21 protein-coding genes and 1 pseudogene are annotated in these 22,939 nt (G+C 52.2%); 7 read left to right on the forward strand and 15 right to left on the reverse strand.

Annotated features, from left to right (window positions below; genetic code table 11):
• Nucleotides 1-1,390: 1,390 nt before the first annotated feature.
• Both MW046_RS17020 and MW046_RS17025 read right to left on the reverse strand, forming a co-directional pair.
• Entirely contained in the window at nucleotides 1,391-2,191 is an 801-nt protein-coding gene (locus tag MW046_RS17020; protein WP_247995384.1) for an ABC transporter permease, read from the reverse strand.
• The gene (locus MW046_RS17025; protein ID WP_247995385.1) at nucleotides 2,191-3,192 is read right to left on the reverse strand and encodes an ABC transporter ATP-binding protein; all 1,002 of its coding nucleotides are present in this window, start codon (nucleotides 3,190-3,192) and stop codon (nucleotides 2,191-2,193) included. Before MW046_RS17025 ends, MW046_RS17020 begins: the two co-directional genes overlap by 1 nt.
• A gap of 503 nt (nucleotides 3,193-3,695) precedes the next feature.
• Between MW046_RS17025 and MW046_RS17030 the strand changes: the two genes are divergently transcribed.
• On the forward strand, nucleotides 3,696-4,877 hold the full coding sequence (locus MW046_RS17030; protein WP_247995386.1) for a trans-sulfuration enzyme family protein: 1,182 nt from the start codon (nucleotides 3,696-3,698) through the stop codon (nucleotides 4,875-4,877).
• Between the two features lie 114 nt (nucleotides 4,878-4,991).
• Here the strand turns inward: MW046_RS17030 and MW046_RS17035 are convergent, their stop codons facing one another.
• From MW046_RS17035 to MW046_RS17050, 5 genes are all read right to left on the reverse strand, one after another.
• Nucleotides 4,992-5,483, reverse strand: coding sequence for an MOSC domain-containing protein (locus MW046_RS17035; RefSeq protein WP_247995387.1), 492 nt, complete (start codon nucleotides 5,481-5,483; stop codon nucleotides 4,992-4,994).
• A 662-nt stretch (nucleotides 5,484-6,145) separates the two neighbouring features.
• Nucleotides 6,146-6,763 (reverse strand): DUF8071 domain-containing protein, encoded by a 618-nt coding sequence (locus MW046_RS19870; protein WP_497007308.1) that lies wholly within the window; start codon nucleotides 6,761-6,763, stop codon nucleotides 6,146-6,148.
• Between the two features lie 58 nt (nucleotides 6,764-6,821).
• The gene (locus MW046_RS17040) at nucleotides 6,822-7,139 is read right to left on the reverse strand and encodes a DUF7521 family protein (protein ID WP_247995388.1); all 318 of its coding nucleotides are present in this window, start codon (nucleotides 7,137-7,139) and stop codon (nucleotides 6,822-6,824) included.
• Between the two features lie 77 nt (nucleotides 7,140-7,216).
• Entirely contained in the window at nucleotides 7,217-7,528 is a 312-nt protein-coding gene (locus MW046_RS17045; protein ID WP_247995389.1) for a hypothetical protein, read from the reverse strand.
• Between the two features lie 7 nt (nucleotides 7,529-7,535).
• Nucleotides 7,536-7,883 (reverse strand): winged helix-turn-helix domain-containing protein, encoded by a 348-nt coding sequence (locus MW046_RS17050; RefSeq protein ID WP_247995390.1) that lies wholly within the window; start codon nucleotides 7,881-7,883, stop codon nucleotides 7,536-7,538.
• A 219-nt stretch (nucleotides 7,884-8,102) separates the two neighbouring features.
• On the opposite strand from MW046_RS17050, the gene MW046_RS17055 reads away from it, so the two are divergent.
• Nucleotides 8,103-9,014 carry an ABC transporter ATP-binding protein gene (locus tag MW046_RS17055; protein ID WP_247995391.1) on the forward strand — a complete coding sequence of 304 codons (912 nt, stop codon included), beginning with the start codon at nucleotides 8,103-8,105 and terminating at the stop codon, nucleotides 9,012-9,014.
• Nucleotides 9,011-9,862, forward strand: coding sequence for an ABC transporter permease (locus tag MW046_RS19655; protein WP_247995392.1), 852 nt, complete (start codon nucleotides 9,011-9,013; stop codon nucleotides 9,860-9,862). The genes MW046_RS17055 and MW046_RS19655 overlap by 4 nt, the downstream gene beginning before the upstream one ends.
• 635 nt (nucleotides 9,863-10,497) lie before the next feature.
• Here the strand turns inward: MW046_RS19655 and MW046_RS17065 are convergent.
• The 5 genes from MW046_RS17065 to MW046_RS17085 form a co-directional block, all read right to left on the reverse strand.
• Nucleotides 10,498-11,955: a cytochrome P450 gene (locus tag MW046_RS17065; RefSeq protein ID WP_368411437.1), complete on the reverse strand. Its 1,458-nt coding sequence runs from the start codon at nucleotides 11,953-11,955 to the stop codon at nucleotides 10,498-10,500.
• Nucleotides 11,956-12,255: 300 nt separating this feature from the next.
• A complete protein-coding gene (locus tag MW046_RS17070) occupies nucleotides 12,256-12,642 on the reverse strand; it encodes a DUF8160 family protein (protein WP_247995394.1) in 387 nt (128 codons plus the stop codon).
• Between the two features lie 2 nt (nucleotides 12,643-12,644).
• Complete coding sequence (locus MW046_RS17075) at nucleotides 12,645-13,553, reverse strand: ParA family protein (protein WP_247995395.1); 909 nt, start codon at nucleotides 13,551-13,553, stop codon at nucleotides 12,645-12,647.
• A 670-nt stretch (nucleotides 13,554-14,223) separates the two neighbouring features.
• Nucleotides 14,224-14,787: a metal-dependent hydrolase gene (locus MW046_RS17080; RefSeq protein WP_247995396.1), complete on the reverse strand. Its 564-nt coding sequence runs from the start codon at nucleotides 14,785-14,787 to the stop codon at nucleotides 14,224-14,226.
• 270 nt (nucleotides 14,788-15,057) lie between these two features.
• Nucleotides 15,058-15,423 (reverse strand): hypothetical protein, encoded by a 366-nt coding sequence (locus MW046_RS17085; protein WP_247995397.1) that lies wholly within the window; start codon nucleotides 15,421-15,423, stop codon nucleotides 15,058-15,060.
• 797 nt (nucleotides 15,424-16,220) lie between these two features.
• On the opposite strand from MW046_RS17085, the gene MW046_RS17090 reads away from it, so the two are divergent.
• Nucleotides 16,221-17,165 (forward strand): hypothetical protein, encoded by a 945-nt coding sequence (locus MW046_RS17090; RefSeq protein ID WP_247995398.1) that lies wholly within the window; start codon nucleotides 16,221-16,223, stop codon nucleotides 17,163-17,165.
• Nucleotides 17,165-18,880: a GMC family oxidoreductase N-terminal domain-containing protein gene (locus tag MW046_RS17095; protein ID WP_247995399.1), complete on the forward strand. Its 1,716-nt coding sequence runs from the start codon at nucleotides 17,165-17,167 to the stop codon at nucleotides 18,878-18,880. The genes MW046_RS17090 and MW046_RS17095 overlap by 1 nt, the downstream gene beginning before the upstream one ends.
• 1,426 nt (nucleotides 18,881-20,306) lie before the next feature.
• On the opposite strand, the pseudogene MW046_RS17100 reads toward MW046_RS17095, so the two are convergent.
• Together MW046_RS17100 and MW046_RS17105 are read right to left on the reverse strand one after the other, a co-directional pair.
• Nucleotides 20,307-21,190, reverse strand: a pseudogene (locus MW046_RS17100) (DUF8172 family protein).
• A gap of 6 nt (nucleotides 21,191-21,196) precedes the next feature.
• Nucleotides 21,197-21,508, reverse strand: a complete 312-nt coding sequence (locus MW046_RS17105; RefSeq protein WP_247995401.1) for a hypothetical protein — start codon at nucleotides 21,506-21,508, stop codon at nucleotides 21,197-21,199.
• Between the two features lie 402 nt (nucleotides 21,509-21,910).
• Between MW046_RS17105 and MW046_RS17110 the strand changes: the two genes are divergently transcribed.
• Both MW046_RS17110 and MW046_RS17115 read left to right on the forward strand, forming a co-directional pair.
• Nucleotides 21,911-22,087: a hypothetical protein gene (locus MW046_RS17110; RefSeq protein WP_247995402.1), complete on the forward strand. Its 177-nt coding sequence runs from the start codon at nucleotides 21,911-21,913 to the stop codon at nucleotides 22,085-22,087.
• Nucleotides 22,088-22,363: 276 nt separating this feature from the next.
• Nucleotides 22,364-22,519 carry a hypothetical protein gene (locus MW046_RS17115; protein ID WP_247995403.1) on the forward strand — a complete coding sequence of 52 codons (156 nt, stop codon included), beginning with the start codon at nucleotides 22,364-22,366 and terminating at the stop codon, nucleotides 22,517-22,519.
• On the opposite strand, the gene MW046_RS17120 is transcribed toward MW046_RS17115, so the two are convergent.
• Complete coding sequence (locus MW046_RS17120) at nucleotides 22,497-22,853, reverse strand: hypothetical protein (RefSeq protein ID WP_247995404.1); 357 nt, start codon at nucleotides 22,851-22,853, stop codon at nucleotides 22,497-22,499. The genes MW046_RS17115 and MW046_RS17120 overlap by 23 nt on opposite strands.
• Nucleotides 22,854-22,939 lie beyond the last annotated feature (86 nt).

The raw sequence follows: 22,939 nt of genomic DNA on the forward strand, positions 1-22,939 counted from the left end.
AACACCACTTCGCGCGTGTGAATACACGCAACCGTGCCTATCAACTCGTGACCGACTCCATCTTTTTACCGATCGGACCCTCTGATCCCGATCCAATCAGACAGGTCTAGAAGTAGCCGAAGTCGGAAGCGTCGCCGCTTATCGTCGAGAGCGCGAACGAATTCCACGCCCGCCGGTGATCTCTTCGAATAACTAACCACCTGCGTGAGCTTCGCCTAATCATGAATCGGTGAGCTCAGTTTTAAGTTTCTCGGCAGTGCTGATATCAAACAGCAGTGAGTGGTGGTTGATCGAGACGATCGGATCGACAATCTTGACGCTGTAGCTGTCAGAGACTTTGTCGCCGAACGGTTCGAATGTATATTATGTCGCAATCCAGAGACCGTACTAACTCTCCACAGCACGCTCTTCTGTAGATCAGCGGAATAGCGTGTTGGCAATCCACACTCTGCATTACGTTCCGGTTTAAGAGCTGAATAGATGAGACAGACAAGCGCCTATTCTAACAGTTCGAGCTAGTTCTGTAGCACTATCAAAAGAGATAATAATAAAGAAACAGAAGTAAGTGAAAAAGAAGATTTAATACCTAGTAGTGTATCTTACTGATTGATGTCAGCAACCCAATCGTCTGGCATGTCGTACAAATTGATGAATACCGACCTTAAGAGTGAGTTTGATAGCGAGTTCGAAACAGATGATGATCTCGACAGTCAGCGTGCAGCCACTGCATTTTTGTGCGCCACAGATTTCTGCACGTACACTCCAGGTTGTCCATAAATACTGCCTCAATTGTTAGCCAATTTTTTTGATTTCTTCGACAGCAGGGTGAGAACAATAGAGTTTGACTCGAGCATATCGGTTGTGAACTGGCAGTCAACAGGTACCGTTACAGACCACCACAATCCCGCGTCAAAGCTCCGGCAGTAAGTCAAGGCGTTCCTTCCAAACTGTGTTATTAGAGCCGACGTTGATACAGTCTTTCCTGATAGCACGAAATGTTACAGTCCGAGGATGACGAACGCTTAGATCACTCATCCAGGCAATGCTCGGTGAAGAGTCCTCGTTTAGGTGTTCACCGGACACCTAGGAGCACCAATTTGATATTCTTCTTAGGACACAAAGAGATCAAATAGGGTGACAGCCGTTTCATCTACGAGCCTCCGTCTTGAGGCATCATCCAAAAGTAAGTAGGCGGCGATCTGCGAGTAGCGCGCAGTCGAGATCGGAAGAAGCATTGCATCAGTTATGGCTCGTCAACTTTACCAACCAAGAAAATCATCAAGCGTTTTTATCGATATAATTTAGAACTCAGAAAAAGATATGAACTGTAATCTTCTGATAGAGACTACTAGGAGCAAACTTCAGACCGGTTTGCGACGCGACCGAGATATTAGTAGTCGCCCAGAACGCCTAGGTGTCGAGAGCGCCTCGTTGCGAAGATCAACACTACGTAGCCGATTCCCAGGTAGAACACTGCTGATCCGAGGAGGATAGCTAATTCCAAGGGGGGAAATTCCCAAACACGGACGCCATTTTTCATCGCTCGTTGAAGGAGAGAACTTCCTTGAGCGAGTGGAAGGAACTTCGTCCACCATAAATCGAAAACCGGTGCTGATATCAATCCGATGAATGCGAACTGCAGGATATTGGTAATGTTACTGATCCGTTTATATAACACGCTAAGACCCCCCATGGCAAAACCAAAACCCAGCGCAGAAGCAATTGTTAGTATCGCTACCGTAATGATGGTTAAGAGATGCAAATTGAGATTGGTTCCAGTCAACAGTAGCATCGCTATGAGGACGAGAAAGGACGTAAGAAACGTCCTGAAAAGGATGGCTACTGCCTTGGCGAAGATCACCGGTCCAAAACCGAACGGAGTGATATAGTGTCGTTCGAGTGTTCCCCAATTGGCCTCAGACTGAATGTCTTTGGCAATTCCCGCATAGGCACCAACTGATAGCGTCCATAAAAAGTACCCAACGATAAGACCCTCAATAGAGTCATTGATTGCCTGACCTGCGATTAAGGATCCTCCGTAGAACATCAACCCAAAGAAAAAGACGTTCATGAATAGCCCAAGTGCAGCGTCAACGGGATATCGTAGCCAGATTAGCAGATCACGATAAACTACAGCTTTCAACAGGTAGTAGTATTCATCCGGATCCCTCACCCAAGCGATATTTGTCATTAGTCACCATCACCCTTCTCGATCGTGTTTGGCTTCATCGATGACTCGCTGCTCTTGGTCAGTTCGACGAACGCCTCTGCTAAGTCCGGCTGGACAGTCTCAATGGAGTCAATATCAATTTCATGATGCTCCATGACATCAGTCAGCCGGTAGAACGTTGCTGAGTCGGCAGCGATTTCAAAACGTGTCTTCCTATTCGTTTGTTCAATGCTTGTCATTCTAAATCGTTCGCGGAGATCGGCAAGGACCACGTCATCAATGTCCCGAACAGTGATCCGGTAGCCTTGTCTCTCGAAGTCTGCAATGAGGGCCTCGACCGTATCGTTGGCAACAATATGTCCTCCACTCATGATCACTACACGGTCACAGATTTCCTCAATAACATCCATGTTGTGACTCGAAAGGACAAGGGTCAAACCACGTTCCTCAGTAAGGCGAACGAGCTCCTGCTGGAGTTTTAGTGAACTCTCGACGTCCAGCCCGAGTGTCGGCTCATCAAGAAACACAACGGAAACGTCCCCAGCCAAGACGCTTGCTAGGGACACTTTTTGTTTCATCCCCCGTGAGAGATCACGCACAGCGGTGTCAGCCTTCTTATCGAGGTCTAGACGCTCCAAAAGCGACTTATGTCGGTCGGCGACAACGGCAGGGTTCTGACCATGGATCGCGGCAAAGTATCGTAGATTCTCTTGGACGGTCAACCGCCAGTAGTCGTTGCGGGCCCCCTCCAGCATCGCGTCGACGTGCTCGTAGGCCTGCTGAGGACGGTCGTATACGTCACTGCCTTGGATTCGTACCTCACCCTCATCGGGAAGTACTAGTCCGAGGATTGACTTGAGTAGAGTCGTCTTCCCAGCGCCGTTGGGACCGAGGAGACCGATAACTTCTCCGGGAGCAACAGCGAAAGAGACATCCTCAACAGCAGTCACAGCGTTTTTACCGCTCCCAAAAGTTTTTGTGAGACCATCAACGTAGATGGCCGCCTCGTCTCGTTCGATCATTGGAGAACTGGACACCGACTCACCGGTGTCATCACTTAGAGAATCACGATTGTTCTCTGTTTCGATTGATCTACTAATCATCACTGGTTAGATAACCACTATTATCTTGGCGAAGGCATGAATTTGTTGATCAATAGGTCAACCAATGATAATGAGCTCACTACGGAGATTCTGCTTTTGGTGACGCCCGACATCTCTCCTCCCACGCTGGACTCTACCCGCCTTCTAGCTCATGCTAGACGCTGTCGGCAATCGTCCCTCGCCAGCATGGCGTGGTGGTCGCTCCACGTCTGACAACGCTAACCAAGGAGACGCGGTCATTCTAGACGAGTTCAGTTTTATGAGGTGCTACCAGAGCCAGATTACATCTCGCGTTTTTGCTTCTGGACAGTCTCATCCAGACCTACAAATCTAAGTATCGCTACAGAGAAATCTCGTTATGGACAAACCGACCGTACCGAAAGCGTGTGACATCACACGAACGGGTCCACGGTGATTTGCCTATGACACGACACGATGACCGTTTCCATGAACACCGATTCGAGACGATCGCCGTCGGGGCAGTTGAGAACGCGACGCCCGACGAGAGCGGAACGAGCGATGTCATTCCGCCAGTGCATTTTTCAAGCACCTTCGAGTGGGGCAGCGGAGACGATGCCAACGAACACGAGTACTCTCGCGAGAGCAACCCGACGCGGGTGGCCCTTGAAGAGCAGTTAGCCCGTCTTGAAGGCGGTGAGTACGGGTTGGCGTTCGCTTCGGGAATGGCCGCCATCTCGACGACGATGCTGTCGCTGGTCCCGCCAGGGGGCCACCTCGTCTCGTCGGACTCCCTCTATAGCGGGACCGAAAAGCTGCTCACGGAGTTCGTTGCCAGGCATCTCGGCGTTGATGTCGAGTTCGTCGATGCTCGTGAACCGGAAAACGTCGCTGCGGCAGTCGATTCGGACACTGACTTGATCTGGGCAGAGACACCGACGAACCCGCTGATGCGTCTGTGCGATATCAGCTCGGTTGCCACCATCGCCCACGACTACAGTGTGCCGTTCGGGGTCGACAGCACCTTCGCGAGTCCATACTTCCAAGCTCCGCTCGAACAGGGGGCCGATATTGCCGTCCACAGCACGACCAAGTACATCAACGGACATTCCGACTCGATCGGGGGTGCCGTCGTCACTGATGACGACGAGATCTACGAGGAGCTGGCGTTTTGTCAGCGGATCGGGCTCGGGAACATGCTCTCGCCGTTCGACTGTTACCTCGTTGGGCGAGGCATCAAGACACTGCCGGCACGGATGGAACACCACGAGGAGAACGCGATGGCAGTCGCTCGCCTCCTTGAGGCCCACGACCGGGTCGCTCGCATCTACTATCCGGGTCTTGAGAGTCACCCACAACACGATCTTGCGGCTGAACAGATGTCGGGATACAGCGGGATGCTTTCCTTCGAGTTCGACGGTACGCTCGATGAACTAGAAGAGTTCATCGAAGGTCTTGAGATGTTCACTCCAGGGGCCAGCCTCGGTGGCGTCGAAAGCCTCATCGAGGTACCATCGCTGATGATCCCCAACGAGGTCAATCGCGGGTCGGTCACCGCGGAGATTCCCGAGACCCTGGTCCGAATATCGGTCGGCATCGAAGATGTCGACGACCTTTGCGAGGACCTTCGGACGGCGCTGCCGTAGGCGCACGTTCCTCTTTCCTCCCGACCGGCCCGAGATTGGCAAGCAGGTCGACTGTCCACCGGTCGTGGCAGCCGCAAGCGGAATACGAACCGTTTCTACCCAAAAGAGTACGAATTATTCGAGCGGTTCGATGACATCTCCGGGGCGAATCATCCCATCTTCAAGAATGTCTGCTCGGAGCCCTCCTCGGTGAGTGAGTGCCTGCAATACGCCATCTTGAGTGATGCGCTGAAGATGATTACACGGTTCACACAGCCGATCCCCTCGACAGATGGCGTCACCAACGCGAAATCGTTGTCCAACGAGATGATTGAGTGCGACATCGCGAGTTTCGATGTTCCGTCGGTGTTCTCCCGGTGCGAGTTCGATTCCCGCTTCACGTTCGATTGCTGTAACAGCCTCCTGCTCGATCAACGTGAGATCGTATCCATCGTGGCGTTCCTCGTCCGACTCCCACTTGACGAAGGTCCCGGTTTCGACTTCACGGAAATATCTGTCACCCCGAAGGCCACTTCTAGCGACGGCCTCAACGTCACTGCGTTCGGTCATTTCGACTTCAGGCTCAGGAGCAGTGAAGATGTGTTCGACAGTTCCAACACCATTCATACTCACAGGGTGTTAGTCCTCTACCAAATGAGTTGCGCATGTGTGAGATGGCGTCTCAGACAGCTTGTGGACAGTATTTCAACTGTACAGACCAGTCAGACGGATTCTTGAGCGTGTCGTGGTCGACATCTCGTAGTGACTACGGTTCGTGAGATCCGGCAGACTGTCTTTCGATGAATCACCATCGGTCGCACGCTGAAGGGACAGACAACGATCTCGGTGAATTGGTCGCGGCTGTCACTACCATCGCGCAATCGGAGAATGAAAGCAGAACGCGCAGAATAAAGGCGTAGACACCGCTGAAACGGTCGTCCTCGAGATGAACCATCCGTACGTGACCGCTCAAACCGATGACGAACGGATGGACGCGAAGGCGTTCATCCACATGATCCATCGCTACCGTCACCAAGCAATCCTACAGCCTCGGTCCGCCCGACTGACGCCAGAATCCTTCGTGTCCGTCCACATCGTGAGCGGCGGCGCTGTGGTTGGCTACTTTGTTTCACCCTATATCAGAAAATACAAAATGGTAGACTAATTCAGGCTGGCGTCAATTATCATCGTTGATTAATAGGTGGGAAAATCCTAGATTATGCATTACAGAGCCACATTCCCAACTTCAGAAGCCGTAGGTGAATAGGGCGAATTATATCCGTCCGACTTCATACACTCTCAAGTCGATTCACAATCCATCTTGGAGGAATCAACCGTCGGAATATGGTGCCAGTAGTAAATCCGAGGATCGTGATTGGGATACCTAAGAAGAGCGCACTCTCTAGCCCCCAAGCGATAGCATCGGGAAGTGTCATTGGCGCATAGCTCAGTCCAGGCTCGTGAGGATCTATTACCGGTACTGGGGTACCGATTCTGTTGACAAAGAGACCGAAAATAGGCCCCATCACGAGTGCAGCCGTTGGCAACAGACCACTGTTCAGATAGGTACTCACAATTGCTCCGAGCAGGAGCACAACTGCTCCAATAACGAAAATCTGATAGATACGGTTGCCGCTGAACGTAGCGGTAAACCTATCCCATAGTTGTATATACGAGGGAGACTGGAGTACGATACTTCCATCAACAGTCGGTCCAGTCGGGGTGTATCGAACCGTCGCAACCGCCACAATCGCGGCAACGGCAACAGTGCTTACCAGCGCGACGGAGTAAATCCATGCTGATACCCTGGGAGTATGTCCGAGAAGGATAGCTCGCTTGCTGGCAAGGAATGATTTGATCCTACCGCTTTCGTTAGTTTTCGAACGCTTGTTGGTCGGACTACGCATTATTTGTATCTTCTATGTTTCCGAATTGATTGGTAATATTCCAGTTCATATTGGATTCTTATGTGCTAGTAAACGCATAAAGAATGATGATAAGCCCGATGATGGTGAGTAGTTGGGAGACGAGAGTCCCCTGTAACAGTGTGAGTGCATCTGTCACTCGGATCCAACTCTTTATCACGAACGGGATGGCCGTCAAAAACAGGATGCCAACGGTAAGAAACAGCAGCGTCCGATTTCTGTTCCGCATGTATCCACGGTAGCCCTGATACGCGACGAAAAGACCAACAACTGCAAGGAATCCGGCGATGATGACGGGCACTGTCGTCGCGTAGCTATCGAGAAGAGCCGAATCGAAACCTGCTATGAATTCATTCATTGCAGACCACCTCGGTCAGTTTCTCAACACTGGTGCATCTCCGGTAACTCTGTTCGGTCCAGGGGTTGGGCGTTGTATTACTGGTCATAGATGGTCACGAGGATGATCACGAGGCCGAAAAGCCGGATGAGATTGACCGTCGTCTCGACAGTCCATCCGGGCACAGCTGTAAGCGTCGTGAGAGCGACGTTGATACCAGCGGGAACCCCGCTCAGGAGCAAGATTCCCACTGTGAGTAAAACGATTCCGCGGTCGTGAGACTCCCGATAGCTCCGAACTCCCTTGAGTCCGATGACGAACGAGAGAACGATCGACACGAGAAGACTGATAAAAAACACTACCACGACCATCGCGTTGCCTGTCGCCGTTTGGAGAGGTAGTACCATCATGACTCGGTCACTTGAGATCCTCGACGAGGTCGGAAAAGCGGTCAGCCGCTTCCCGTTCTGTCCGGGTTATTTCGACGCTATACGTTCCATCCTCAAGGTTGATGGTCACCTGTTCGAGACGAGCTTCGTACGTCTTATAGTGATGGCCGTCGGGATCAAATCGTTGCTGGTCCGTAAGGAGGTCATGCTCTTGTAAGCGCTCGATACGGCGATAGATCGTCGGAAGCGATGCGTCACAACGCTCGCTCAACATCTTTGCCGACATCGGCTCACTGCTCGCCTTCGCAAGGATATCGCGTGCATATGGATCGTCGAGCAGGTCGGTGATCTCATCCAGATCACCGTCCGAAGTCATCAGCCAATTGTCGTTTTCTCGACAATTTATCCGCGAGCAGTTCTCGTTGTGAAAGCATGTCTCTTGGAGATGAAGACGGCTACTTATAAAATCAGATGGGAGACTTTCTGAGCCTGAAACCGTACTTGTCGTTTTATCCTAACTGCAGGAGTATCGTTCGATGAAGCATGAACGGACCGACACCGACCAGCCGTCGAACCATGACCTCAGGTGAGTAATATGGCAGTACTCGAAATACGTGGTCTCACCAAACGGTTTGGGAATACGACTGCTGTGCATGATCTTACCCTTGATGTCAATAAAGGCGAGGTGTTCGGCTTTCTCGGCCAAAACGGCGCTGGAAAGTCAACAACAATCGATATGCTCCTTGACTTTATTCGTCCAACAAACGGTACTGCTACAATCTCGGGTCATAATCCACAACACGACCCACGTACAGTACGGGAACACATTGGCATCCTCCCAGATGACTATAGCCTCTACGACCAGCTCACGGGGCGAGAACATATCGAATTCGCTATTACGATGAACGAAAGTGATGAGGACCCGGAAGCGATACTTGCTCGCATCGGACTCACTACCGCCAGTGACCGGCCGACTGGCAGCTATTCAAAAGGAATGCGTCAGCGGCTCGCTTTCGGAATGGCCCTCATCGGTGATCCGAGCGTCCTGATTCTTGACGAGCCGTCGACTGGTCTCGATCCGAACGGAGTAGAGGAAATGAGGGCGATTATCCGTGAAGAGGCTGATACTGGAACTACAGTCTTCTTTTCAAGCCATATCCTTGATCAAGTCGAGGCTATCTGTGACCGGGTAGGAATCATTGATGACGGCGAACTCATCGCTGTTGATACCGTTGAGGGACTGCGAAACACCTTCAACACCCGATCGACGCTCATCCTCTCGGTCGATTCTGTGCCATCTAGCCACGGAATATCTGATCTCGAAGGTGTCGAAAATATAAAATATACTGATAAAACTATCGAGGTCAGTTGTACGAATCCGGAGGTAAAATCATCAGTTATTGCTCGCGTGGAAGCTACTGGAGCTTCTGTAACTGATATTACTATTGAGCAGACCTCACTCGCTGAACTGTTTAGTAAAATCACAACCGGAGGTAAAATTGAATGAGATCATTACAAGCAATCGCACGAAAGGATTTTACGGATTCTTTGCGGACCCGGTCGCTGTGGGTGATTACTGGACTCATGACACTCCTAATTGTCTCGACATGGTGGGCCAATATGTCTTCAGGCGTTCTCCAGCAGGTTGATCGACCGTTCACGCTCGCGATTGCTCAATTTAGTTTGTGGCTTCCACTCGCTGCGATTGGTGTTGGGTTCAAATCAATCGTCGGTGAACGCAGCTCGGGAAGTATTCGTGTGCTTTTAGGTCAACCATGTACCCGTCGTGATGTCGTATTCGGTACATATGCCGGCCGATCGTTGATCCTTGTCGCTTCCGTTCTGATTCCCTTGTTGCTACTATCCGTTCTCGTGATCACCGATTTTGGGACGATAGCGTACACCGAAGTGCTGGGCGGAACACTTGCGCTCCTTCTTTACGCGCTCGCCTGGATTGGGATGACCGTAGGCGTATCGAGTTCTGTTACCAGTGAGAGTCGGACGATCGGTCTCCTGATCGGCATTTATGCACTGGTCGAGCCACTTTGGACATCCTTCGTCCTCCCCCTATGCTCATTTATCTTCACTGGAAGCAGGCAGATACCGAGTCAGTTAGCGTATCTGCGATCGCTCAAAGAGCCCACGTGGTATCTGTACGTAAACCGTCTCAGTCCGTCCAATGCGTTCAACGCTGCACGCCATTACGTTCCGGATCTACTGGAGGGACTCCTACACGGCACGACGGTAGCAGGACCTCACGCTCCGAATGTATTCGGGATTGTCGTGTTATCTGTATGGATGACTGTGCCTGTCTTCATCGGATACCGACGCTTTAAGCACACTGAGTTGGGATAATTCCATGGGATTACCCCGTTGACTTTCTCGTAGTACCAGTCAGGACAATCAAATGGTTGCTATAGTGCTTTCGAACGATTTCGAAAATGGCTTTATCTCGTCCATTCATCGTTCTTTACATAGTAGGTATCCCCTCGTCGACGAATCGCTGGGCATCTCATCGGGGAAGATCGTTATTACGGGTTCAAAGCGAGGGCTCTTCTACTGGTACCAATTCAGCTCATCCATAACGTTCCCATATCTGTACTAATATGTCGTCGTTTTCTGTAACTTATCTAGAATAATATAGGTCGTCACTATCTCCTTTCTCTGTACTCGGAACGACTCTAGGATGGTTGGTAGGGCACAGCAGATGTCTCATACGCAGCAGCACCCATACTGATTGGTGTTCCTGCAGAGAAAAACAACTAGAGAGGAAGATGCCGTACCATGAGAGCGCCGAGAACGTATACGAAAAGACGGAAGGACAGAACTGGACGATAGAACACGCTTGATATCTCCCCCAGCTAAAAGCCAGCGGATTCTCAGCTGCTGGAAGCAGAAAAAGAGCAGTCTCAGCTGTTGTTTGAGTGGACCACACCCATTGTAGGCTCGAAACAACTACATACAGATCGGACCCGTGAGGGTCCCCACTGTTACCGACTCCCAAGCCGTAGGGGAATGCCATCCTCCGTTCGGAGTGTGACTCGTGGGTCAAGACTGAAAGCATTCCCCGCTTCCCACCTGAACTGGAACCGCTGTCCAACTGTTGCGAGAACGATTTTCGCTTCGAGCAGTGCGAACTTTCTCCCGATACACGCCCGACGCCCACCACCGAATGGAACGTACGCGAAGTCATGCAGTTCCTCTTCAAACCCATCCATCCATCGGTCGGGCGAGAACGTGAGGGGGTCATCGTAGAATCGTTCGTCCCGGTGAACGTGGATAACTGACAGGTGGACCTCGCGGTTTTCAGGGATGTGAAATCCATTCACGTCGACATCGGCCTCTGTCTGGCGGGGGATTGTATGAACGGGAGGATACAGACGGAGGGCCTCAGTGAGAATACGGTCGGTAAATGGTAGATCTAATAGATCTTCGTAGGAAGGGGACGCTCCATCCAATACCGTATCTAGTTCTTCGTGAAACGCCTCACGAATATCCGAATGCGTTGCCAGCAAGTACCAGGTGAACGCGAGCGCGGCTGCCGTCGTCTCGTGGCCTGCAAATACCATCGTGACTAGTTGATCCTCGATCTCTTGGGTACTGAGTTGCTCATTATCATCAGTGTCGCGAGCCTGTTGTAACTGCGTGAGGAGATCGTGCGTGCCTGAATTAGCCGATAATGGCTGCGATTGCTGTCCTCCTTCTCGAACGTCGTTCAGCAGCCCAGTATCAGTAGCCTGCCGCTGTGCATGCTTACCATCCTCTTCTAGAAGTGAACGGACTTCTTGGCCGAGCCGCATGGCTGACTGGTTGAAACTCCGGCGTGCAGGCGTCGGTAGCCAGCGGGGGAGTATCCATGACGTAGGAACAAACCAATCATTGAGTCCATCAGCCGCCTCGCGGAGTTCCTTGTCCTCTCCCGGCTTCATCTCTCGGCCGAAGAGGGTTGCAAACAAAACTTCGAGCGTGAGATCTCGCATCTCCGCTTCAATGTCACGAGTCTCGCCTTCCTCCCAGGTAGCGAGCCGTTGCTCTGTGCACGCTACCATCTCGTCTGTGTAGCCCTGGATCTGTTCGTAGAAAAATAGTGGTTGTAGAGTCTCACGCTGGCGGCGCCATTGCTGGTCTTCGGCTGAGAGTAAGCCGCTACCGAAGGCCCGCCGAAAATCTTCGGTTTTCCCGAATGCGTCGATGTCGGTTACAAGAGCTTGGTGGAGATATTCAGGATGGGCGAGCACGAACACGTCATCAACCCCTGGGAGCTTTATTCGGTAGACGTCTCCGCACTCTGACGTGGCAGTCTCCAAAAAACCGAGCGGATCACGGGCAAACTGAAGAGCATGCTTGATAACTGGGTGCCCGGATGGAGATGGTGGTAATTGAGGGTTCACAATACCCACTCCTTGCATGTCCCTGTAAATATTTCCGTCCAACACTTGAGTTAGCATCGTAGCTCATGGAATCCCTCTGTTGTATCCTATCCAGGGAACCCAGCCATGAGAGAAGATGACAGTGAATGGAGGTGATCATGGCATCTGTCACGCTGCCAAATCTAACAGACATCCCTTAATCCGGCTGTGTCTCGTCGATGACCGTACCAAACAGGAATCGATTGGTCAACGTACTGTGCTTCCCACTTGGTGCGAGCGTCGATCTCGTGCTGATCCCGTCGGACCAACGAGTGGTAGTTCGTCCGGCGATACAAGAGGCAATGAATAACTGAGTTAATGAATCAATGATTCACTACTTCACTGACCCCCTGAGTCTTGCTTCGCTAGTTCACGAACACGCTCTTTTGTTTGCTCTTGATGGTCCTCAAAGGCGATTTCGAAAATTGCCTGGTAGAAGTGCTCGTTCTTTCGGACAGTATGTCCGTCCCGCTTCAGCTGTTTTTTAAGCCGAGTAAATGCGATCTCCATCTCTTCACTTAGCTCCGGTTCAACGTAGATCGTTGCAGGATCCCAGTCTTCACGGATATTCAACTCGTCCGAGTCATTGTCTACCGACGAGACATCTCCCGGGCTAGGCTCGGTTTCGGAGCGTGAGATCGAACTTCCGGAAGTAATTTCAGTGGTATCCTTCTGCTCGGACGGTCCAGACGGGTCCTCAAACCGTTCATCCATCCCGCGCGGCATGGTCAGGCCTCCACCGTAGTTCTATCGAATGCTCGTTCCATCGTCTCTGCAACCTCCAAGAAGCGGTCCCGCTCAACCGCTTGATCGTTGTCGTCGTCCCACTCGTAGATGTCTTGACCGTTATCCCACGCTCGCTGGATTGCCACTCGAACAGGGAGCTTGAACATCGGGGTCATTGACGACCACTGTTTTTCGAATACATCAATGAATTTTCGAGATTGCCCGTCATCACGGAACATGTTGGCGAGAAGGCCAACAAGGGCGATGTCGGTGTTTTGTCTGTCCTCAATCGATTCGAGCTGATCCCACAGCTCATCAAGTGCATCGCGTGACGTTGCTTGCGTTTGGGCTGATAGGAAGACGTTCTGTGCCGCGATGAACGCCGCGTCTGTCAGTACCGAGAGGTCAGGGGGACAATCGATAAGTATGAAATCGTAGTCGTACGTCTCGGTCAACTCTTCAAGAGCATACTGCAACGCAAAGCGGGAATCGGCGTCATCCATCCAATCCCGCGCTAGTCCCATATCTTTGTGACTGGGAACCAGATCGAAATTCAGATGATCGAACTGATCATCTGAAATGAGAATATCCGCGAGGGTGATGTCCTCTGTGCGAGGATTATCGACGAGGACATCTAAGAGATTCCCCTCATCCGTGACCAACAGGTTTGGAAGGTCGTTTTTCGGGTTCGATGGGTCCTCTCCATCACCGGGACCAAGACCAAGTCCCTTCGTCATGTCCCCTTGTGGGTCTATATCAATCGCGAGGACATCATGCCCATTTACCGCAAGTGCAGCAGCACTGTTGATGGTCCCAGTAGTCTTTCCAGTCCCTCCTTTTTGATTGCCAAATGCGATCGTTGGAATACCCGTTGAGGGATTAATCCCCCAACCATGTGGCTTTGAACCCATGCATGATTCATTGAATCCATAATTCATAAAGACACGTCAGACGATTATTCCGGATGGATTAATAATGAAACAGCTAGTAGAGGTCTTTTACAGTACGAATACGTAAATCCATGACTCTTTGATTCATAAACTCTTAGAGTAAATGAATAAAGGAGTCTTGAAATCGAGGAACCATCGCCGATAGCCCGCACAACAATGATTCAAAGAATCCTCGAATACATGAATCAAAGAGTCGAAGAACTATTGAACAAATAGATTTTTGAATCATTACTTCATTGATTCAGCGATTCCATACCTCAATGACCTAAAGAACCAAATATACTTGTTTCCTTCAATAATTCAAAGAAGTGTGGAATCTGTGAATCAATGATTCAGATAACAGAGTGGTATGATCGGCGGCACGAACAGCCTGCATTGCATCATCTACGAGAATCAACCAGCAGAATCACGACCACTATTCGAGACGGCCAACGAATGATCCTAGGAAGTCACGTTTTATACGCTGAAAAGCCGCTGCTCGATTGAGGACGGCGGTGTGATCTCCTCGGCTGGAGACGACAGCTGCTGTCCATTTGAGAGAATCAACACAGATCGCCGTGGCCAGATCGCCCGCGACAGACTCTTGTTCGCTGTACTGGCCGTTATATCCTTCGTTGTACTGTAAGAAACTTCAAAGAACACCGTACACTGACGCGAGAATGACTAGCATCGCCAGCAGACCGAGCACAAAAAACCCAATATTCGCGTACGGATTTGCCGCTGGTATATACGCGACGTTGTACTGGCGCTCTGAAAACGGACGGAACGGCTGCAAGCCCATTGGCGTGATGATATCCCCGAGGAGATGGGTCACAATTCCACCGGCCCCAACAGCGAACCCGATGAGAGCCATCGTTGGAGCGTCGTACATCAGCAGCCGATCCCCCCACCACGCGGCAGGCGTCTCAGCTGATGTCGCTGCAGTCGAGAGCCCTGTCGCAATCGGGGGGAGGATATACTCACCAGCAGCCCACCCTATACCCGCGCACACAGCGCCGACGAGAACCACTGCGACCAACGAGTGACTCGTCCCGCGGTGCTTGAGCCAACTGATTCCCTGGTCTTTGTCGGGGAGCCCCTGAATCACCAAGATCCCCGAGAGCAACAGCGCCAGAATCGGCCGATCGGGAAGTAACCCGTAGTACATGGGGGCGAGGACCAGTAACCCGATCCCGAAGTGTCCTCGTTTGTACATCCTACTCACTCACCACGGTCATCACTCGAGTCCTGAAACGTAAACAACAGCTGCATTCGATCAGCGTCTTCGACTGGAAGGTGGTCAGCATGCCGTCACTGCCCTCGCTCAGTTCGGATGGACATATCACAGATAGCACAGCACACCATAATGCGACTGCTCATCATTCAAACGCTCCTCCCGGACGTTGTGTCCATATCCAAACGAAGGTGATCCACAGCGACGGCTGCCGACGTAAGGTACCACGCAGCAATCCGCCGGACGGAGACGTTATGGATCGTCATCCTCCACCCCATCAGCGACCGGGTGACGATCACCGGTCTCATAGACGGTCTCACCGACGGTGATCGGCGTGTCAAGTGCTTCACTCAATCGTTTGAACTGCTCAATGGCGAGATCATCACTCACTGGCCGTGGGTCATCAACGAGTTCGTACACGCCGCTTCCTTCAATGTTCCGGGCATGCCCGTGTTCGGCTAGTCGGCCAAGTCGTCGGTTGGTGTACTGCCGGGAACCCTCCGCAACCGAGCGCTCGGATAACAGCGTCTGTGCCGAGAGTGGCGTTACCCGGCCATCGTACAGCAAATCGAGCAGTACTGCATCGAGACCGTTCAACTGCCGTGAGGCAAGCGTCATTGGTTGATTGCTAACAGCCATTTCCAATATATGTTACCATCTAAAACTACTTAGTCATCGCTACTAGAACTCTCTAATAGATATTTCTAATAGAAGATATTAGACACATTGCGTGTATAGATGCAAGTAGAGGCACGGTACTCGGTGGGTTAGAATCGGGGAACCGGACCAGGATGTTCCAGCACCCCAACACTGGTTTCCTTGAGGGTTGACGACGCAAATCGAGGATGGCCCTGATATCCACTCTTACTCCGGAGATCACCGACAAACAGACAGCGCGATCCAATCCCTGTTCAACCTAACGACACATCGACGAGAACTACTGAACAAGTTGCCCGTTTTCAGTTTTCACAGGCTATCTCACCTGTGAAGTCAGCGTTTGAGAAGTGGACGTTGTACTGTGGTCTCAATCAACAAACGAAGTGGAAGAACGGCCGATTATTGACTAAGGTTTGGGACATCCCTCGTTTCGATCGTACCTCCAGAGAAATACGAAACCAACTCAACTATTCCACTCGAAACCACATTGAAAAGTGGTCTTAGATTGTTGCGATGAGAATAGACTACTTTCACTCGTTCTGACGAGACAGTTCAGGGTAGGGACTGACTGCGAAGGATGATTTCACCATGCATGTAGAATAAATCTCTCTATATACTACCCATTCGATCTACTGATTGAAATTTCTACTCAAAGAATATTATACAATATTATTTATAGATACATGTAATATATTAATAGAGATTAATATATTAACATTATTCAAAGAGATTTTTATTTATGAAGAATATCATAGAATATGGTACAGGAACACATCTCTCGTCGGTCGGTGTTACAGACGTTGGCCGTTGCTGGAGGGATCGGCTTCCCCCCAGCCTCAACACAAAAGATAAGAAGTGCGCCGTCAATCACCGATCCACACACCCGAGTGACGTTTCGAGCGGTCGTTGACATGGTTGTGCCACGAACGCCGGCACTTCGATCGCTCGGTGAGGAGCACGTCCCTGGTGGACTCACAGCGAACATCGATGAGTATCTCATCAAATTTCTTAACAGCTTTGTCTCGTTTGGGTTGCCTCGGCTCGGGGAACTCGGTACGCTCCGACTCGCAGAGATCATTGCAGTCGTTCTCGATCTAGGAGCGACGACGCTCATCGCACTGGGTGAGAACGAGAAGCCGCCAGAGCTGTCACGGGCCCTTGACTTACTCGATCTCGGGGGACTGTTGTCCGATCCGATCGAAGAGCTTTCTGAAGGGCCGTTCGCAAAGCTCTCACGGCAGGATCGGTTGCGTGCGATCCACGTGCTGGACACTGTCGAGTTCGATACCGCTGAGCTGCCGGAACCGCTGGTTGAAGGCGACGCCGGGATCATTGGACAGTTCGTGATCGGGTTCACGGAGGTGGGTTACTATGGCGAGTGGCAAGGCTATACGGACTTTACCGCTCCGCCCGATGAGCGCGGTTTTAGGAACGATCCGAGTGCCGTCCAGAGCTGGCGACAGACCGACTTTCCAGGGATCGCTGATGGTTACGCTGTTCTCCGTGGCTATTGGGGCACGCCCACAAGTCCGCTTGGGACCGGCCAGCTCTGGAAGACCATCGATAAGGTCGACAGTCCAGTCGAACTGAGGTTCGAACCGGGAAATTTCCGAGAGAACGATTACGACACTGACGGCTACGAGGAGATATATCCCGAACAAACCCGCAAGGAGGACTCCGGCACCGGGGAGGTGAGTGGCTGATGGTTCAACAGGCGTACGACGTCGTAATCGTCGGTGCTGGTGCGGATGGTCCAGTCGCGGCGTGGCGGCTCGGCGAGGCGGGGCTTGACGTATTGTTGCTTGAAGCCGGACCATTCCACGGCAACGAGCAGTGGCCACATCCACATCAGGATGCCGGAGGTGATAGTTCCTCGTCAGTCGATGATCTCAGTGGAGAACTGCTTGACGAGCAGTTCACTAAGCGTGAGGTGGAAATGCTCGAGAAACTACTGTGGGGACCAGCTGACCACGAGCGTGGGAGCTGGCTCCGGAAATATCCTGGCGACGGGATCGTCATTCAAGCCGCTGGCGTCGGTGGGACATCGTTGATGTATGCAAGCAACTATCCCCGGGCGTATCCGGCCGCTATCGATGAACAGGTCCACTGGCCCGACGCGTTCAGCTACGCGGACCTGATCCCCTACTACAAACAGATCGAGGAGATGACCGATGTCGCCCCAGCACCAACTACTGCCACAGAGGAGCTGTTCTTCCGGGGTGCAGAAGCCGCCGGATGGGATCTCCTCGATGAAAAGAACATCACGAGTTCAGGGTATCGGCCACAGCCAAACGCCATCCGCCAGCCGGATAGAAAACTCCACGTCTCCGAGGGGTATGAGGGACCATTCACTTATCCGGAGGTAACCGGTGACACTCTCGGACTTGCGGAAATTCTGGGCAGCCCCCATCCTATCGATGCCCCGTTCGAGGAGAAGGCAAAGCGCGCGAGCAACGTCGCTTTCGTCCCAGCTGCACTCCGTTCGGGAGGCGTCACGATTCGCCCGAACGCCTTCGTCATTGACGTGCTGACAGAGACAACCCTCGGAGACACGCCAACTGTGACCGGGGTGAAGTTCCGTGACACGTGGTCGGGCGACATCCAGCGTGTGCGTGGCGAGGTGGTGGTGCTTGCAGCCGGTGCCATTGAGACGCCGCGGCTGTGGCATAATACGGGTTTGCCGGACAATGGATGGGTTGGTAGGGGGCTCACACACCACCTTCTTGACGGCATCATCGGCCTTTGGACCGAGGAGAGTCTCCAAAATCAGATCGGGACATCAACAGTGGACCTGCATGCGGGACAAACCAGCGCAGCTCGATTCGACTACCCCGGTCTCGGGATGCTCCAACCGACAGGGACCCAGCCCGGCTTCGGGGCGTTCATCGGCTTTGGGGCGAGTCGGTCGGGGTTTGCGTTCATGAACGATTCCGCTGACGCGCCGTGGGACACGATGGGTCGAATCGCTGGCAAACGGCTCAAGCGACTACTCGCTAACTACCGCCGTATGCTCTCGTTGTTCATCCTCACTGATGACCGTCCGAAACAGCGCAACGGCGTTACAGTTGCCCCTGGTATTACCGACGAGCACGGGCCGATTCCACTGATTAACTACGTCCCCAGCGAAGGGGCCATCAAACGCCGAGACAAGCTCGCAGAGATCGGTGCACGGATCCTACGCGAAGCAGGCGCAGACCACATTCACCGATCCGATGCGCCGCCGATGGGGATCCATCTCCATTCGACGATGGCGATGGGAAAGGTCCTTGACACTGCCTGTGAGGCATACGATGTCGACCGACTGTTCGTCGCAGATCACAGTGCGCTGGCCAACGGTCTCGGTGGCGTGAATCCAACGAACACGGGACAAGCGCTCGCACTCCACACCGCAGATCGAATTATCGATCGGTATTTTTGACGCTGCCTGGCATAGCAGCCTTTCACTGTCGTCCAACAACTAGCAATAAATGTGTATCTTATTATAAAAATAGATAAAATGTATCAATTGAAATAAAATAAACGAGGTCGATTCAGGATATAATGGTAATAGGAAATATAACATATGGGAATGTTTCTGCAGTAGTTCCGCAACTGCATCGCCTTTTCAGGACGTGCCTTGTTTCGTAGAGAGGCCCTGGCCAGCAACAAACGCGTTAAATCCGAAGGTCTCATTTCTCTGTGAGGTTTTCGAGTCGAAAGCGGATCTGTCGCTCCGTTTGAATGGGCCTCTCGTAGCCTTCGATCGAGTCGTGGTGGCGATACACAACGAAGCCAGCGTCGGCCCTCTCGTCGGGATGAAAGCTTGCCCTCGGCGACGAGTTCGTGTGACTCGGTCCATTCCCGTCGTGATCAAGGAAGAATTGCACTGCATCAGGTGGATAGCCAAGTATTATGCCGAGCCGTCGATCCATGTTCGGCGTCTATGTTTCAATCCCGCATTGGGTTTCTAGGATGCTGTGACTCACCGATCTGGAGCTCGTCTTTCATATATGCACTGTTTCAATCCCGCATTGGGTTTCTAGGGTACTGTGACACGTTTTCAACCGAACACCCGAGACGGTGTCGAGAGTTTCAATCCCGCATTGGGTTTCTAGGGTACTGTGACCGTCTACAACGGCAACGAGACGATTTCACTCACCGTTTCAATCCCGCATTGGGTTTCTAGGGTACTGTGACAGGGGGTGGAGATCCGGCGACAGTCCCCATAAACGTTTCTCCAGCCGTGAGCATTAGGGCCATCTTCGTGGACTCCCCCTGTACACGAATCTTATAAAGGTCCACGAAGCACCGCTCCGGAACGCCCATCCTCGTGTACTACAATGGGCTAGCATCGGTCCTAAGGATTCCGCACATTAGCACAAGCACCCGCTCATTGCCGATGACGAACTCCACAGGTCGCTCGGCAGGTGGGTGGCGTCGAGCAGCGCCTCGATCGCAGCGATTTTACTCGGTGAGTGATGTGGTGTTCTATCGACCGTGGCGTTCTGATGTCGTATATCCCTGTAATCTCCGACATCGAGCTGGGTTTCGACTAGCTTTGAGAACTCAACTTGGGTGTTTTCGGTACCTATTCGAGTCGCACACGTCACAGAATGTCGCCTTCCTGACCAAGGCGATACGACTGTAGTGTTACCAATCAATAGTGTTCTTCGAGATGAATCCTCCCTCAGCACATCCTCTGGTGAATTGATTCGATAACCACATTCATATGGCGTCAGCGTCTATCCATGTGTACTAATGGAGTTTGACGAATTCAAGCAAATCCTTGAAGAGCAGATGGGAGAACGCTCCCAACTCAGCAAGGACTCGCATGAAATCGGGCGCAAACTCGCTCATCTCCCCGATTAGCTACTTTTTCCTCGTAACCGATCAACGAACGCTCGTTTTCCATCGTCCGTTTCTTCCAGCAAGTGAGTGGCGTCAGCTTCTTCTAAAGCTGTCTCAACGAATTCACGGGTTCGATCGAGGTGACAATCCGTGTAGTAGCTCCGGTGATCATCTCGGTCTACGTCGATCTCTGCGAGAGTAATCTGGATTCCTTCTTTGCGCTCAGCGCATTCGTACCCGTCTGCCGCGCCCACATCAACAATGGAAGCTGATTTCGAAGTGTGAGGATACGTTTTGAATCGTAAATGAACTCCCGCGCCCACTGGTACCACTGGCCTTCTTCACCGGTGTCCGGCATCGTGAAGCCCTCATCGTAGGAGGTGAGATACCGGTCAAGCAGTCCGATTCCAGTCCGGTGGTTCGTGTTTGGCATCGGATGGGCGAGAATGAAGTACGAGAGCAACTCTGTACCCACGTCGGGAACCAGTTGTCGCCACTCAACCCGATTCAGAATACCAGGGATCTTCTCCAAGTCCATCGTCTTGTACATGGAAAACTCTGCACCCTGTTTTTCTTTCTCTGTAAGGATTCCATCGAAAATATCGATAATGGCGAAGAGAATCTGCTTATCTCCTCCAGAGAACTCCGCATCAAACCACTCAATGACGTCCTCTTGCGTCTCGAACGCGGGGTACGCAGTCTCGAAGAGCGGCCTAGTGTACAGAAGGTGAACCATTCCTCCGCTGAGTGATTCATCAGCGATCGCCATCTCTACGTCGGACTCCTCTGATAGTTGAGACGCCTTCTTAGATCGATCCTGCTTGTCGTCGCTGATGAATCTGAGAGAGAATCGATTATCATCTGGGTGGTGCAGCTGCAGCACCGACGGATTATCGGTCATATCGGTTCATAAGGCGACGGTGCTCATCGAGCTAATGATGTTCTCCTCGGTGGGGGTTGCGAGATAGGTTTCGAGTGTCGATGAGCAGCTCATCTCGATCGATGTCCTTGTGCTGGACGAGGACGATGGTCTCTCAGATGTGTGGTGAGTGGGAGTTCGATGAATCGCCATCGGTGGGGCATCGAGAACGGCTTCAAGAAACTCAAACACGTCATAGTTAGAACGACCTCCACCGAGCGCGAGTATCGATGCTCGCTTGAGTTCGTCCGTGTCGACATCGAGTTTCAATCCCGTCGTGGGTTTCTGATGCGGCCGCAATACCCTAGAAACCCAATGCAGAATTGAAACAGCTCCGTCTATACTGTCAATTTATGGTAACGGCATGGCTAAAAGATGGCTAATGTATTTCATGTCTCAACGATTTCCGCGAATTCCCTTCATACGTGTCGTTCGACCGCTGCCTACCGTCCATCGGCGGTGTTGAGGTCCGGTTAGGGATTACTGAAAGTATGGAGCCACACTGTCTGAACACATGCAGCGGTGTCCGTCGGACATATCAACTAGCAGGGGACGAACAGATTGACAGCTGCGTACGAACCATCCGCGAATCGTGCCGGTGGATAGCCCCTGTAACGGACGGTCAAGCGGTGTAACACCACTTTCTATCTGAACTCAGGCGGTTTCAGTTTAGCCGCGATGTCCTCCCGGTCGAGGGACGACATGAGACTCAGCCTACCAACTCTGGAAGCAACGAGGACGTTCAGGGAGTTGAAGGTCACGAAATCCCGGATAGTTCACGTGGCCGCCGTAACCGTGTTCGACGAGGAGGAACGGCTCGTCGCCATCATCAAGCGTCTGTACAGGACGGTCCCGATCACGGCCGCGAGCATCGCATGATGCCCCATCGACGTAAAGCCGGGTTCGGCCGCTTCGATACCGAAGAACGGTGGGAATGACTCAGCGGACGTATGCCCGAATCACTCCACACCACGACGGGGTGGATATCGCCCGTAACGAGACTCGCTAGCAACGGCGTACAGAGATCCCGAACAATCGTCGGAACCATGAGCTCGCGCGCTCTTACACCCACGCCGGCAGGGCAGCGGGCCTGAGCGAATCGCACACGAAAGGGAGACGTTCGTGCCGGTCTCCTCAGTGGCGAGGGAACGGAGCATGTTGGTGTTAGAGTTCGAGATGGCGCGTCAGGAACGCGCCAACCGTTTTCCAGTGATTCTTGATCTGCTCGTGTTCGACGAGCGCATGGCCATGGTCCTCGTTTTCGTGGTGGTCGAAGTCCTGTCCTTGCTCACACCCATGCTCGATGAGTAGCACCAACAACCGCTGGGCCGTCCGTGTCTTCTCTACCGACGGCCGAGAGACGAATTCGAGCGCTCGGGGATCGATCCTCCGACTCGCCTGCCCGCGCCGGCTGCATCTCCACGGTACAGCTCATAAAACCGGGAATGGGTAAGGCAGTCGTACAGCCCACTAAACGATCCCACAGCTCATCGAGGGCTGTTAATTTCTCGATGTTCGCTTCGGCGACGAAGGGCTCGTCTAATCCGGCGTCGACAAGCCCTTCGCCGAACGACTCCACAGCCTCCTCGTGGGCTTCGGCAACCACCCGTCTGAGCGCCTGCTGGAGGTGGGGATTCGTCTCCAAGTCGTATTCACAGACGGCAGTGATCTCCGAGATGCTCTGATGAGTCGTGCGATAATTATTAAATAACTATACCAATAATCGGTAAT

It is taken from the genome of Halocatena salina (assembly GCF_023115355.1).
In the GTDB taxonomy this organism is placed as follows: Archaea; Halobacteriota; Halobacteria; order Halobacteriales; family Haloarculaceae; genus Halocatena; species Halocatena salina.